Annotated in this window: 13 protein-coding genes; 6 read left to right on the forward strand and 7 right to left on the reverse strand. The window is 73.1% G+C overall.

The window, feature by feature from the left end; all coding sequences use genetic code 11:
• Positions 1–417 precede the first annotated feature (417 nt).
• On the forward strand, positions 418–1,182 hold the full coding sequence (gene erm / locus E1289_RS13780; protein WP_131979978.1) for an ErmE/ErmH/ErmO/ErmR family 23S rRNA (adenine(2058)-N(6))-methyltransferase: 765 nt from the start codon (positions 418–420) through the stop codon (positions 1,180–1,182).
• A 93-nt stretch (positions 1,183–1,275) separates the two neighbouring features.
• Here erm and pcrA read toward each other — a convergent pair whose 3' ends face one another.
• On the reverse strand, positions 1,276–3,579 hold the full coding sequence (gene pcrA / locus E1289_RS13785) for a DNA helicase PcrA (RefSeq protein ID WP_165970458.1): 2,304 nt from the start codon (positions 3,577–3,579) through the stop codon (positions 1,276–1,278).
• A 242-nt stretch (positions 3,580–3,821) separates the two neighbouring features.
• Between pcrA and E1289_RS38190 the strand changes: the two genes are divergently transcribed.
• Together E1289_RS38190 and E1289_RS13795 are read left to right on the forward strand one after the other, a co-directional pair.
• Complete coding sequence (locus E1289_RS38190; RefSeq protein WP_165970459.1) at positions 3,822–5,327, forward strand: hypothetical protein; 1,506 nt, start codon at positions 3,822–3,824, stop codon at positions 5,325–5,327.
• Positions 5,328–5,369: 42 nt separating this feature from the next.
• Entirely contained in the window at positions 5,370–5,675 is a 306-nt protein-coding gene (locus E1289_RS13795) for a protealysin inhibitor emfourin (protein ID WP_131979980.1), read from the forward strand.
• Between the two features lie 23 nt (positions 5,676–5,698).
• Here E1289_RS13795 and E1289_RS13800 read toward each other — a convergent pair whose 3' ends face one another.
• The 3 genes from E1289_RS13800 to dhaK are packed head-to-tail and all read right to left on the reverse strand — an operon-like array spanning position 5,699 to position 7,739.
• Positions 5,699–6,085 carry a phosphoenolpyruvate--protein phosphotransferase gene (locus tag E1289_RS13800; RefSeq protein ID WP_131979982.1) on the reverse strand — a complete coding sequence of 129 codons (387 nt, stop codon included), beginning with the start codon at positions 6,083–6,085 and terminating at the stop codon, positions 5,699–5,701.
• Positions 6,086–6,090: 5 nt separating this feature from the next.
• Positions 6,091–6,747 (reverse strand): dihydroxyacetone kinase subunit DhaL, encoded by a 657-nt coding sequence (gene dhaL, locus E1289_RS13805; protein ID WP_243712814.1) that lies wholly within the window; start codon positions 6,745–6,747, stop codon positions 6,091–6,093.
• Entirely contained in the window at positions 6,744–7,739 is a 996-nt protein-coding gene (gene dhaK / locus E1289_RS13810; RefSeq protein WP_131979984.1) for a dihydroxyacetone kinase subunit DhaK, read from the reverse strand. The genes dhaL and dhaK overlap by 4 nt, the downstream gene beginning before the upstream one ends.
• Before the next feature lie 110 nt (positions 7,740–7,849).
• Between dhaK and E1289_RS13815 the strand changes: the two genes are divergently transcribed.
• The 3 genes from E1289_RS13815 to E1289_RS13825 all read left to right on the forward strand — a co-directional run bounded on the left by E1289_RS13815 (position 7,850) and on the right by E1289_RS13825 (position 10,158).
• Positions 7,850–8,806, forward strand: a complete 957-nt coding sequence (locus tag E1289_RS13815; protein ID WP_279487339.1) for a nucleoside hydrolase — start codon at positions 7,850–7,852, stop codon at positions 8,804–8,806.
• A gap of 121 nt (positions 8,807–8,927) precedes the next feature.
• A complete protein-coding gene (locus E1289_RS13820; RefSeq protein ID WP_207928953.1) occupies positions 8,928–9,608 on the forward strand; it encodes a PIG-L deacetylase family protein in 681 nt (226 codons plus the stop codon).
• Between the two features lie 94 nt (positions 9,609–9,702).
• Positions 9,703–10,158, forward strand: a complete 456-nt coding sequence (locus tag E1289_RS13825; protein WP_131979986.1) for an SRPBCC family protein — start codon at positions 9,703–9,705, stop codon at positions 10,156–10,158.
• A 152-nt stretch (positions 10,159–10,310) separates the two neighbouring features.
• Here the strand turns inward: E1289_RS13825 and E1289_RS13830 are convergent, their stop codons facing one another.
• The 3 genes from E1289_RS13830 to E1289_RS13840 form a co-directional block, all read right to left on the reverse strand.
• Positions 10,311–10,988, reverse strand: a complete 678-nt coding sequence (locus tag E1289_RS13830; protein WP_165970460.1) for a DUF4190 domain-containing protein — start codon at positions 10,986–10,988, stop codon at positions 10,311–10,313.
• Between the two features lie 159 nt (positions 10,989–11,147).
• Positions 11,148–11,777, reverse strand: coding sequence for a response regulator transcription factor (locus E1289_RS13835; protein ID WP_207928954.1), 630 nt, complete (start codon positions 11,775–11,777; stop codon positions 11,148–11,150).
• An 8-nt stretch (positions 11,778–11,785) separates the two neighbouring features.
• Positions 11,786–12,964, reverse strand: a complete 1,179-nt coding sequence (locus E1289_RS13840; RefSeq protein ID WP_131980052.1) for an ATP-binding protein — start codon at positions 12,962–12,964, stop codon at positions 11,786–11,788.
• Positions 12,965–13,096: the final 132 nt, after the last annotated feature.

The raw sequence follows: 13,096 nt of genomic DNA on the forward strand, positions 1-13,096 counted from the left end.
GCCCTGGAACCGCCCGCCCCGAAAACCCGTTGCGGCGCCGACGAGGCCCGGCCTACGCTTCGTCGCGTCGATCGGTCCCGTCGTCTGGAGGCGCCCATGTGTGCGGTTGCGGCCTCCGGCTGCGCGGCGGTGACCCGCACCGGCCGTACCGGCCACCCGCACCCCGCGTCGTTCGCGGTGCGCCTGCGGCGTGGCCACGGTGCCCCGGCCGGTCGCCGCTGATCCGCGTACCGACGCACGCGCGCTGATTCCTACGCACGCGCTGATTCCTACGCTCACGCGCTGACGCGCCTTCTCCTTCGTGTCCCGGCCGGGGCCCGAGCCGAGTCCGAACGTTCCGTTCGGGCAGGCGACGGCCCTCCTCCGCATGCGACGCGGGACGCCGCCTGCCCGTCCCAGGGAAAGGGACGCAGGCCCGTGGCCCGCACTCCGATCGACCGCGCCCGGCGCGAACTGTCACAGAACTACCTGTCCGCCCGCGCAGCCCGCCGTTTCGCCGCGCACACCGGCGGCCGCCTCGTCTGGGAGGTCGGCGCCGGCCGCGGAGCCGTCACCGCGGCGCTGGCTCCGCGCTGCCGCGAACTCGTCGCCTACGAACTCGACCCCCGCAACGCCGCCGCGCTCCGCGCCCGCTTCCGCGAGGCCGGCAACGTGCGCGTGGTCGCCGGGGACTTCCTCGCGGCGCGGCCGCCCGCCGAGCCGTTCGCGGTGGCGGGGAACGTGCCGTTCGCCCGCACCGCCGACATCGTCGAATGGTGCCTGGCCGCACCGTCGCTGACCACCGCCACACTGATCACCCAGTGGGAGTACGCGCGCAGGCGGACCGGCGACTACGGCCGCTGGACCCTGCGCACGATCCGCACGTGGCCGACGGTCGAGTGGCGGCTGCTCGGCCGGGTGCCGCGGGCGGAGTTCCGGCCCGTCCCGCGGGTGGACGGCGGAGTGCTGCGGCTGGCCCGCCGTCCCGTCCCGCTGCTGCCCGACGACCTCCTCGGCGACTACGCGGCCATGGTCGACGCGGGCTTCGGCGGAAGGGGCGGCAGCCTCCACGCGTCACTGCGCCCGTACACGACGCGGCGCCGCCTCGACGCCGCCTTCCGCGAAGCCGCCCTCGAACGCACGGCCCTGGTCGGCGAGGTCACCCCCGAGCAGTGGCTGGCCCTGGCCCGCGTCCTGCTCTAGACACCGGTCCGGCGGTCACCGCCAGCGCTTTGTTCTCGCCACCGCCGTGCGTGCGCGGCGGGCCGGATCCCCCGGCCCGCCGCGCGGCGCAGGTCAGAGCTTCTCGATGGTGGCGTAGCGGAGGACCAGGGTGCGCACGCCGTACTCGCCGCCGAAGTCGACGCTGGCCTTCTCGCCCCGGTCGTAGACGGAGACGACCGTGCCGAGGCCGAACGCGTCGTGGGTGACCTTGTCGCCCGGGGACAGGGCCGGGACGGGACGGTTGCCCGTGGTGCGGACGCCCGGCCGTGCGGCCATCTGCGACATCGCGGACCCGGACGCCGAGGACGCCTCGCGTTCCCACTCGATGAGGGACTTCGGCACCTCGCCCAGGAAGCGGGACGGCGGATTGACCTGCGGGGCGCCCCACGAGCTGCGCATCGTGGCGCGCGAGAGGTAGAGGCGCTGCCGGGCGCGGGTGATGCCGACGTAGGCGAGGCGGCGTTCCTCTTCGAGTTCCTTCGGGTTGCTCATGGCGCGCAGGTGCGGGAAGACGCCATCCTCCATGCCGGTGAGGAACACGACGGGGAATTCGAGGCCCTTGGCGGTGTGCAGGGTCATGAGGGTGACGACGCCGTCGTCGGTCTCCTCGGGCTGCTCGCCGGGCGGGACGGGGGCGCCCTTGGCGCCGCCGGGGATGGAGTCGGCGTCGGCGACCAGGGCCACCTGTTCGAGGAACTCGGGGAGGCGGCCCTCGGCGGGCTCGCCGTCGAGCCGCTCCTCGAACTCGCGGGCGACGGCTTCGAGCTCGTACAGGTTCTCGACGCGGGTCTCGTCCTGCGGGTCCTTGGACGCCTGGAGCTCGGCGAGGTAGCCGCTGGCCTTGAGGACCTCGGCTACCAGGTCGGCGGGGGTGAGCGTCTCGGCGGCGGCGCGCAGCTCGTCCAGCAGGACGACGAAGTCGCGGACGGCCTTGATCGAGCGGGTCGCCATGCCGGGGACGTCCTCGGGCACCCGGAGCGCCTGCCAGAACGAGATGCGCTCCCGGGACGCGTACGCCTCGACGCACGCCTCGGCGCGGTCGCCGATGCCGCGCTTCGGCACGTTCAGGATGCGGCGCAGGGAGACGGTGTCCTCGGGGTTGGCGAGGCAGCGCAGGTAGGCGAGCAGGTCGCGGATCTCCTTGCGCTCGTAGAAGCGGACGCCGCCGACGACCTTGTAGGGCAGGCCGACGCGGATGAACACCTCTTCGAAGACGCGCGACTGGGCGTTGGTGCGGTAGAAGACGGCGACGTCGCCGGGGCGGGCCGCGTCCTCGTCGGCCAGCCGGTCGACCTCGCGGGCGACGAACGCGGCCTCGTCGTGCTCGTTGTCGGCCACATAACCGGTGATCTTGTGGCCCTCGCCCTGGTCGGACCAGAGCTTCTTCGGCTTGCGGTCGGCGTTGCGCTCGATGACCGCGTTGGCCGCCGACAGGATCGTCTGCGTGGAGCGGTAGTTCTGCTCCAGCAGGATCGTGGTGGCGTCCGGGTAGTCGCGCTCGAACTCCAGGATGTTGCGGATCGTCGCGCCGCGGAACGCGTAGATCGACTGGTCGGCGTCCCCGACCACGCACAGCTCGGCCGCGCCGAGCCCCTCGACGTGTTCCTCCTGGGGGGACGACCCCCCAGACCCCCGGGGAACCGCGATGGGAGCGGTCAGCTCCCGAACCAGCTCGTACTGCGCGTGGTTGGTGTCCTGGTACTCGTCCACGAGGACGTGCCGGAACCGGCGCCGGTAGTGCTCGGCCGCCTCCGGGAACACCTGCAGCAGGTTGACCGTCATCATGATCAGGTCGTCGAAGTCCATGGCGCCGGCCTGCTGGAGCCGCGCCTGGTACATCTCGTACGCCTCGGCGAGCGTCTGCTCCATGTGGGTGGACGCACGGTCCTTGAACGTCTCGTAGTCGATCAGCTCGTTCTTCAGGTTGGACACCTGGGCGCTGAACGACTTCGGCGGGTAGCGCTTGGGGTCGAGGTCGAGCTCGCGGCACACGAGCGCCATGAGCCGGTTCGCGTCGGCCTGGTCGTAGATCGAGAAGCTCGTGGGGAAGCCGAGCCGCTTGGCCTCGCGGCGCAGGATCCGGACGCACGCGGAGTGGAACGTCATCACCCACATGGCGCGCGAGCGGGGCCCGACGAGCGCGTCGACGCGCTCCTTCATCTCGGCGGCGGCCTTGTTGGTGAACGTGATCGCCAGGATCTGGCCGGGGTGCACGCCGCGCTCGCCCAGCAGGTGGGCGACGCGGTGGGTGAGGACCCGGGTCTTGCCCGATCCGGCGCCCGCGACGATCAGCAGGGGGCCGCCGGAGTGCACGACGGCGGCGCGCTGCTGCTCGTTGAGGCCGTCGAGCAGGGGGTGAGCTTCGGTCTTCGACATCACGTGCGAGTCTACGGCGCCGCGGCGACGTTTTCGGCGCTTCCCGCCCGGCCCGCCGTGCGGTGGCGGGCGGGCGGCGGGCGGCAGCATGTGGACAGATGGCATCCCTTTTGGACTCCCCGGGTTGACTGGATCTCCTGACCGGCGGAGCGTTTGCACTGGAAGGACGGGCTCTCCCCGCGTGCCCGGTAACAGGAGCGCAGGGTCAGCAGGACCCGCGCCTGTCAGGGGAGGTGGCGTCGATGACGATCCACCGGCAAGAGATCCGATCGCAGCGGGAGACCGGGACGCAGGTCCCCGCGCAGTGGCCGGGGCGGGGGCCCCAGGCCGCGCCACCGCCCGCGCAGCCCGCGGCCCGCCCGGCGCCGGCACCGAGCCCGGTTCCGGTTCCGCTGCCGCCGAGGACCGGGCACCGCGTCCTCGTGTACAAGCAGGACCCGTCGGTCACCGAGCTGGGCGCCCGGCTCGCCTTCATCCCGACCGTGGTGCTGAACGGCCCGGCGGACGCGCGGGTGCGGATCGAGCTTCCGGGCGTCACACCGGTCGCGCGCAACGTCAGCGGCGACTTCGTGTTCGACACCGGAACCCCGGAGTTCGACTGCGCGCACACGTTCGCGGTCGTCCGGCAGGCGATGGCGATGTTCGAGCGGCACAACGGCGGCGAGCCGATCCCGTTCGCGTGGAACGCCGGCGGCAACACCGACCCCATCTCGGTGTTCCCGCACGCCGCGACGGGAGCGAACGCGTTCTACAGCAGGACGGCCCAGGCCCTGAAGTTCCTGTTCTTCACCCCGGAAGGCGCACCGTCCTCCAGCCCCCACTCACCACCATTCAATGGTGCTCCGCTCGACGCACCGGTCGTGCACACCTGCCGGTCGTTCGACATCGTCGCGCACGAGACGGGGCACGCGCTGCTGGACGGGCTGAAGCCCGGCTGGCTGTCGGCGGGCAACCCGCCGCAGACCGGCGGCCTGCACGAGTCGTTCGGCGACCTGACGGCGATCTTCCTGGCGCTGTCCCAGCCCGACCAGGCGGACGCGCTCGTGGCGCTCACCAAGGGGAACCTGCACGACAGGTCGTTCCTGGCGGACCTCGCCGAGGAGTTCGGCAAGGCGCTCGGGATGCCCGCCGGGCTGCGCAACGCCGACAACGACCTGAAGCTGAGCGAGGTCGGCAACGAGGTCCACGCGATCTCGCAGGTGTTCACCGGCGCGGTCTACGACGTGCTGGCGGACGTCTTCACGTTCGAGATGACCCGGCAGCTGCGCACCAAGGACCCGGCGCTCGTGCTGATCGAGGTCGCGTCCGCGCTGTGCGGGCTGGTGTTCGAGGCGATCGTCGCGTCCCCGGCCAGGGGCGCGCGGTACGTGGACGTCGCGAACGAGATGCTGCGGATCTCCGCGGACCGCGGGGAACCGGCGATCTACCGGACGTTCATCCGGAACCGGTTCGCGGTCCGCGAGATCACGACGGCCGTGACGGCGCTGGACGACCTGATGAGCGGGCAGATGCGGATGACGGACGCCGGCTACACCGGGGACGGCCGGGACGTCACCGAGGTCGGGCCGTTCGACGAGCGGTCGGCGAGCCTGCGGGCCGAGCAGGACAGGTCGCGCTGCTGCGGCACGTTGCAGATGCCCGAGTACGAGCTCGTCGCCCCCGAGAAGCTGGCCGAGCGGGGCACGCTGGAGGATGATGACATCCTCCGGGAGGACCTCGAAGCGCTGCGCCGCGCCTTCAGCAAGTAGTCCCGGCACGGGAACGGGTGCGCGGCGGGAGAGGCGGACGCCATGCGGGTGAAGGTCGAGAGCACCGGCGGGTTCACCGGCCGGGAGGACGTCGTCGCGCTCTACGACACCGCCGCGCTCCCGTCCGGGACGGCCGGCCGCATCCGGGACGCCGTGGCGGCGCTCGACACGGCGCAGGCACGCGGTGACCAGGGGGAGGTCGGCGCCGACCTCCCCGCCTACCGGATCACCGTCTCCGAGGATTCCGGGGTCCGCGAGGAAACGCGCGTCTACGAGGTGCGCGGCGATCCGACCGCGGACGGGTCGCCCGCCCTCCGCACGCTCCTCGCGGGCCCCGACGCGACCTGAGCCGCCGCCCCGGGCGCGGCGGGCTACCGGGTCTTGCGGTGGTCGTAGGCGGACTCGGCCGCGGCGTGGACGGCGGCAAGGTCGGCGCCGGTCGCGGCCATGGACGCCGCGGCGACCGCGCCCTCGACCAGCGGAGCGTCCGCGAGAAGTATGCCGCCACCGGCGGCGTCCTCGATGACCATCTTGGCGGTGAGGACGGAGCTGCCCAGGTCGGCGAGCAGCAGCACGCCGTCGCCGTCGTCCGCCGCGTCGACCGCGCCCTCGACGAGGTCGACGCTCGTCCCGAGCCCGCCTTCGAGGTCCCCTCCGGCGGGTTCCACGACGGCCTTGCCGACCCCCATCGCCCGCGCGACCTCGACGACGCCCTCCGCGAGCGTCCGGCTGTGCGAGATCACCACGATCCCGACCATGCGCCTCACCCTCCCTGTGCCACGACGTCCGCAAGAGCCCGCAGGACGAGCGCGGTGGACGCCGCCCCCGGGTCCAGGTGCCCGACGCTGCGCGGCCCCAGGTAGCTGGCCCGCCCCTTGCGCGCCTGCATCGGGACGGTCGCCTCCGCGCCCCTGTCCGCCGCGTCGGCCGCGGCGCGCACGCAGGCGGCCGGCTCGGCGCCGTCCGCGAGCGCCGCCTCGTACGCCGCGACGGCGGGGGCGAGCGCGTCGACCATCGTCTTGTCGCCCTCGGCGGCTTTCCCGAGTTCCTGGACGCCCTCCAGCGCGGCGCGGAGCGCGGCCCCGAGCGCGGCGGCGTCCACCCCGGCGGTGTCGCCGAGCGCCTTGCCCGCGCGGCGCAGCGCCGTCCCGTAGAGGGGGCCGGACGCGCCGCCGGTCTTGGACACGATCGCGCGCCCGGCGGTGATCAGCACCTTCCCGGGCGGGGCGTCCCCGGGGAGCGTCCCGCCGGAGAGGGCGCCGGTGGCGGCGCGGAAGCCGCGGTCCATGTTGTGGCCGTGGTCGCCGTCGCCGATGGCCGCGTCCAGCCGGGTGAGCCGGTCGGCGTCGGCGGCGACGAGTTCCGCGGCGCGCCGGATCCAGGACGCGAAATCGGCCGTGTCCAGTTTCCCCGCGTTCACCGGCCCCACCGCAGTCCCGGGGTCTCGACGGGGGCGTCCCACAGCCGCGTCAGCTCGGGCGTCACCCGGCAGACGCTGATCATGCAGCCGGCCATCTCCAGGCTCGTGACGTACGGGCCGACGAGGGGCCGGACGACGGTCGCGCCGTGCCCGTCCAGCCACCGCGCGACCTCCGCGTACGCGAGGTACTGCTCGATCAGCGGGGTGCCGCCCATGCCGTTCACCAGCACCAGCACCTCCGACCCGGACAGCGGCATGTCGGCGTCGATGGCGCGCAGCGACGCGTCCACGATCTCCGCCGCGGTGCCGGTCCTGACGCGCTCGCGGCCGGGCTCGCCGTGGATGCCGATGCCGAGCTCCATCTCGTCCTCGCCCAGCTCGAACGTCGGTGTCCCGGCCGCGGGGACCGTGCACGACGACAGCGCGACCCCGAACGACCGGCTGCGCTCGTTCACCTCGCGCGCCACCGCGGCGACCGCGTCGGCAGGAGCGCCCTCCTCGGCGAGCGCCCCGGCGATCTTCTCGGCGAACAGCGTGGCGCCGGTGCCGCGCCGCCCGGCCGTGAACGTGCTGTCCTCGACGGCGACGTCGTCGTCGATGACGACGGAGGTGACCTCGATGTCCTCGTCCTCGGCCAGCTCGGCGGCCAGCTGGAAGTTCATGACGTCGCCGGTGTAGTTCTTCACAATGTGGACGACGCCGGCGCCGCCGTCGACCGCCATCGTCGCGGCGATGATCTGGTCGGGCACCGGGGAGGTGAACACCTCGCCGCAGCAGGCCGCGTCGAGCATCCCGTGGCCGACGAACCCGGCGTGCAGCGGCTCGTGGCCGGAACCGCCGCCCGACACCAGGGCGACCTTCCCGGCGCGGGGCGCGTCCGCCCGCACGACCGTCCCGTTCTCCGGGTCGACCCGCAGCGAGGGATGCGCGGCGGCCATGCCGCGCAGCGCGTCGGAGACCACGTCCGCCGGGGCGTTGATGAGTTTGCGCATGTCTCAGCTCTACCCCGGTGCGGCGCCGCGTCCCAGACCCAATCGCCGGGCGCCGCGGCGGCCCGATATCGGAGTGCCTCCGCGCCCCCCGCGGCGCTAGGTTGCGACCCGTGAACCGAACGCGAACGATCTTCTACGACTGCGACACCGGCATCGACGACGCGATGACACTGCTGTATCTGGCGTCCCGCATCCGGGCCGGTGCGGTGGACCTGGCCGGGGTCGGCACCGTCCACGGCAACGTCGATCCGCTGACCGGCGCGCTGAACACGCTGCGCGTGCTGGAGCTGGCGGGGATCCAGGAGGGCGTGCCGGTCGCGGTCGGCGCCGCCCGGCCGGTGGCGCAGGATGTCCACTACGCGGCCGACTGGCACGGGACGGACGGCCTGGGCGACACGCACCTGCCCGAACCGGCGGGACGGCCGGTCGCCGAGCCCGCCGCCGCGCTGCTGGTCCGGCTGGCCCGCGCGATGCCGGGTGAGCTGACCGTGCTCGCGACGGGGCCGCTGACCAACCTCGGCGCGGCGCTGCTGCTCGACCCGGAGCTGCCCTCGCTGGTCCGGGAGGTCGTCGTCATGGGCGGCGCGTTCGACCACCCGGGCAACATCACCACGCACGCCGAGGCGAACATCTGGCACGACCCCGAGGCCGCCGACCTGGTGTTCGCGGCGGACTGGCCGGTCCTGCTCGTGCCGCTGGACGCGACGCACCCGACCGCCGTCCACGGCGACTGGCTCGACCGGCTCGCGGCGCACGACACGGCGGCGGCCCGTTTCGCCGTCCGGGTCCTGTCGTTCTACGTCGACGCGTACACGCCGGTGCTGCGGAACCGGGGCGCGGTCATCCACGACGCGCTCGCCGCGATGCTCATGCTGGAGCCGGAGCTCGGCGAGTACGCCCAGCGGGCCGTGCGGGTGGAGCTGCGGGGCAAGCTGACGCGCGGCACGACGGTGTGGGACGCCCGGTCGCTGCCCGCCGCGGACACCCGCCGCCCGGTCCGCGTCGCCGTCGGCGGCGACGTCCCGGCCTTCCACGAACGGCTGCTGTCGGCCCTCACATCGCTGTGACCGGTGGACCCCGGGCGGGTTCCCGGGCTCCCGGAGTGCCGGTGTGTCCTCCGCAGACTTTATTGTTGAAACTGTGATCAACACCTTGGACGACGGTTCGCTGCAGCGGATCCTGGTCGTGATGGCGCATCCGGACGACGTCGACTTCGGCGCCGCCGGGACGGTGGCGGGCTGGACCGACCGCGGGATCGAGGTCGGCTACCTCATGGTCACCGACGGCGACGCCGGCGGGTTCGACGACGGCATCACCCGCCAGGAGATGGCCGCGCTGCGCCGCGCGGAGCAGCTCGCCGCGGCCAAGTGCGTCGGCGTGAGCGACGTCCGGTGGCTCGGCCGCCCCGACGGGCGGGTCGAGGCGACGCTGGACCTGCGCCGCGACATCGCCCGCGTGATCAGGCAGGTGCGGCCGGACCGGGTGCTGATGCCGAGCCCCGAGCGCAACTACGAGCGGATCTACCCGAGCCACCCCGACCACCGCGCGGTCGGCGCGGCCGCGCTCGACGCCGTCTACCCCGACGCGCGCAACCCGTACGCGTTCCCGGAGCTGCTCGCCGACGAGGGGCTCGACGCCTGGACGGTGCGCGAGGTGTGGCTCAGCGGCGGCCCGGCCGTGAACCACTACGTCGACATCACCGACCGGTTCGACCGGAAGCTGACCGCGCTGCGGGCCCACGCCAGCCAGACCGCGCACATGGACGACCTGCCGGGGATGCTGCGCGGCTGGCTGTCGGCCAACGCAGCGGCGGCGGGCCTGCCCGAGGGCGCGCTCGCCGAGGCGTTCCAGGTCGTCGACACCGCCTGACCCGTTATCGTCACTTTCCAAAATCAATCCCTCACAAGCCGTAATCGGCGCGTGATCGGGCATGATGCCCCGTGCGACGGACTCGGGGGGTGTCATGCCGCAGGAGATCGAAGCGACCGCCACGTCCAGGGCCACGGCCGAAGTGATCTTCAAGCATCTGGCCGTGGCCGAGGCATGGGGCGAGTGGGGCGGGCTCTGGACCCGCGGGAAGCGGGAGTCGGCGGGCGACGACCGTCCGAACGGGATCGGCGCCGTCCGGCGCGTCCCGCCCTGGCGTGAGGAAGTCGTCGCCTGGGACCCGCCCAAGCACTACGGCTACATCGTGCTGACGGGACCGCCGCCGCGCCGCCTCCGGGTGGACGTCACGCTGGAACCGCACCACTCGGGCACCCTGATCCGCTGGCACGGCACGTTCGACGCCTTCCCGGGCACGGGGCGGGTCATGCGGGCGCTACTGCACCGCAGGTTCGGCTCGTACGCGCGGCGGGCGGCGCGGCACGCCGAACGCTGCGAGCCCGGCTGCCCGGCCCGCCTCCCCGGCGCGATCTGAACTCGGGGACGGTGCAGTCGGGCGACGGAGCTCGTCCATTGAATGGCGGTGGGCGGGGGCTGGCGGACGGTGGGCCGAGCGGAGCTCGTCCATTGAATGGCGGTGGGTGGGGGCTGGCGGACGGTGGGCCGACCGTCCGACGGGCCGGACCATCAGGGGCTGATCGGCCGGGTCAGCTTGGTGCCCTCGTCGGCGGCGACGGCGAGGCAGACCACGTTGCGGTCGCCCTGCCGCCATGAGTCGGCCGTGGGGTAGTAGGAGAGCACGTCGAGCGAACCGGCCGCCGGGTCGCGGCGAAGCCTGCTCAGCATCCGCTCCTTGCAGCCGTCCGAGACGAGCACGAACATCTGCCGCTCGTCCGGCTTGACGGAGCCGGACATCTGGAAGGCGGCCATCACCTCACCGTCATGCGGTCCGTCACACGGGACGATCTCGACGCGCTTGACCATGGCCTGTTCCCCGTGCGCGGTGTTGGGGACGCCCTTGTCGTCGTTGATGCAGTCGCCGACTTTGATCTTCTTGACGTCCACCCCCTCCGCCTCGGTCCGGGACATGCCGTTCGAGCCACTGGCGTTGTCCGATGAGAGAACGGAGGTACCTTCCAGGACGAGACCGGCCGCGATGAACACCATCCACAGGCATGACATGACGATGCCGCCGATCGCGAAGCCACGGCCCTTCTCGCCGGTTCGCGCGATCTGGCGGAGGGCGACGATTCCGAGGATCACGCCGAGGAGCCCGCCGAAGATCCCGAACATCAAGGCGACCTTGGACAGCGTGTTGCTGAACTGGCCTTGGGCCGGGAGCCCGTAACCGGGACCTGCCGGCATCTGCGGACCGTGACCGGGCATCGGCGGCCGGCCGTGGCCGGGGCCGCCTCCTGTGGGTGGGGGCGGGGGCGGATGAGAGACCCGCGGGTAGGCGCCCGGCTGTCCGGGCGCGGGGGGAGGATGAGTCATACAGAGACAGCGCGCGGACGGACCCGCGCGTCACACGAGGCGGCGGGCGGCGGCCCAGCGGGACAGCTCGTGCCGATTGGACAGCTGCAGTTTCCGCAGGACGCTGCTGACGTGCGTCTCGACCGTCTTGACGGAGATGAACAGCTCCTTGGCGATCTCCTTGTAGGCGTAGCCGCGGGCGATGAGCCGCAGCACCTCCCGCTCCCGCTGGGTGATCTGGTCCAGCTCGGGATCGACGCTGGGCGCGTCGGTGGCGGCGAACGCGTCCAGTACGAAGCCGGCGAGGCGCGGCGAGAACACGGCGTCGCCCTCGGCCACCCGGCCGATCGCGTCGGTCAGCTCCGGGCCCGAAATCGTCTTGGTGACGTAGCCGCGCGCCCCGCCCCGGACGACGCCGATCACGTCCTCCGCCGCGTCCGACACCGACAGCGCGAGGAACTTCGACGGGACGGCGCCGTGCAGCCGCCGCAGCACCTCGATCCCCCCGCCGCCGGGGAGGTGCACGTCCAGCAGCACCACGTCCGGCCGGGTCGCGCGGATCACCGAGACCGCCTCGTCGACGTCGCCGGCCTCCCCGACGATCTCGACCCCGCCGCCGAGCTCGGCCTTGACCCCGGTCCGGAACATCTGGTGGTCGTCGACCAGCACGACCCTCTTCAACGGCTCGCTCAAGATTTCCTTATCTCCAATCGCACCTCGGTCCCCTCGCCCGGCTCGGTACGGACGGTGGCCTTGCCGCCGTTGCGCTCCATACGTCCGATGATGGACTCCCGGACGCCCATCCTGTCCTCCGGGACCTGGTCGAGGTCGAATCCCTTGCCGCGGTCGCGGACGAAGATGGCCACCTCGTCGCCCTCCACCTCGGCGTAGACCGACACGGCCGGGGCCCCGGCGTACTTGGCGGCGTTCACCATGGCCTCCCGCGCGGCCTGCAGCGCCGCGCGGAGCCCCTCGTCCAGCGACGTGTCCCCCACGCAGACGGTCTCGATCGGCACGCCGTGGTCGTCCTCGACCTCGCCCGCCGTCTCCCGGATCGCGGCGGCGAACGTCTGGTCGGGGTCGTCGCGCGGCTGGTAGAGCCACGTCCGCAGCGTCCGCTCCTGGGACCTCGCGAGCCGCTGCACCTCGCGGGCGTCGGCCGCGTTCCGCTGGATGAGGGTCAGCGTGTGCAGCACCGAGTCGTGGATGTGCGCGGCCAGCTCGGCGCGCTCCTGGGACCGGATCCGCTCGTGCCGCTCGACGTCCAGGTCCTGCCAGAGCCGCACCACCCACGGCGTCACGATCACCGCGACACCGCTGAGGATGATCAGCATCGCGATGATGACGGACCCCGCCTGCGCGGCCTCGACGTTCTGCACCAGGACGCCGCCGACGCCGCCGACGACCAGCAGCAGGCCGAGCAGGCTGCGCAGCCACCGCTCCCGCAGCGGCAGCGTCCAGCGCTGCCGCTGGTCGCGGTCGGCCTGCTGCCACAGGATCGCGGCGCCGATGCCGCCGATGGCGAACGGCCACAACGCCCACTGGACGATCCCCGCCGCACCCCACGGCAGCGCCGCCAGGCCCACGGTGACCGCCACGTAGGCCAGCAGCTGGCCCCAGTCGCGGCCGCGTCTGCGGCCGGCCGCCCGTTCGTCCTTGCCGGGTGCGGGCACCAGGATCCAGAACGCGGCGTACGCGGCGATCCCCAGCCCGCTCGCCATCGTCAGCAGCACGAACGCCATCCGGACGACCAGGACGTCCACGCCGAGGTGCCCGGCCAGGCCGCGGCACACGCCGGCGATGAGCCTGCCCTCGGCGGCCCGCCCGAGCCGCGGCGCCGCCGGTGTCGCGCCCGCGCCCCCCTCCAGGCGCCCGGACGGCGCGGACGGCGGCGCGCCCGGCTGCCCGGGCGCCGCGTCGGGCGTCCCGGCCGTCTGTTCGCTCACCGCCGTCCCTTCCGAGGTTCCGTCACGCTCGACGATCGTCACTCTGTCGATCGT

This window comes from Actinomadura sp. 6K520 (genome assembly GCF_004349245.1).
Lineage (GTDB): Bacteria > Actinomycetota > Actinomycetes > Streptosporangiales > Streptosporangiaceae > Spirillospora.

Coding starts and splice junctions, on each gene's coding strand:
- pcrA (WP_165970458.1), bottom strand. CDS start 3,579: ATGTCGAAGACCGAAGCTCACCCCCTGCTCGACGGCCTCAACGAGCAG.
- E1289_RS38190 (WP_165970459.1), top strand. CDS start 3,822: ATGACGATCCACCGGCAAGAGATCCGATCGCAGCGGGAGACCGGGACG.
- E1289_RS13795 (WP_131979980.1), top strand. CDS start 5,370: ATGCGGGTGAAGGTCGAGAGCACCGGCGGGTTCACCGGCCGGGAGGAC.
- E1289_RS13800 (WP_131979982.1), bottom strand. CDS start 6,085: ATGGTCGGGATCGTGGTGATCTCGCACAGCCGGACGCTCGCGGAGGGC.
- dhaK (WP_131979984.1), bottom strand. CDS start 7,739: ATGCGCAAACTCATCAACGCCCCGGCGGACGTGGTCTCCGACGCGCTG.
- E1289_RS13820 (WP_207928953.1), top strand. CDS start 8,928: ATGGCGCATCCGGACGACGTCGACTTCGGCGCCGCCGGGACGGTGGCG.
- E1289_RS13825 (WP_131979986.1), top strand. CDS start 9,703: ATGCCGCAGGAGATCGAAGCGACCGCCACGTCCAGGGCCACGGCCGAA.
- E1289_RS13830 (WP_165970460.1), bottom strand. CDS start 10,988: ATGCCGGCAGGTCCCGGTTACGGGCTCCCGGCCCAAGGCCAGTTCAGC.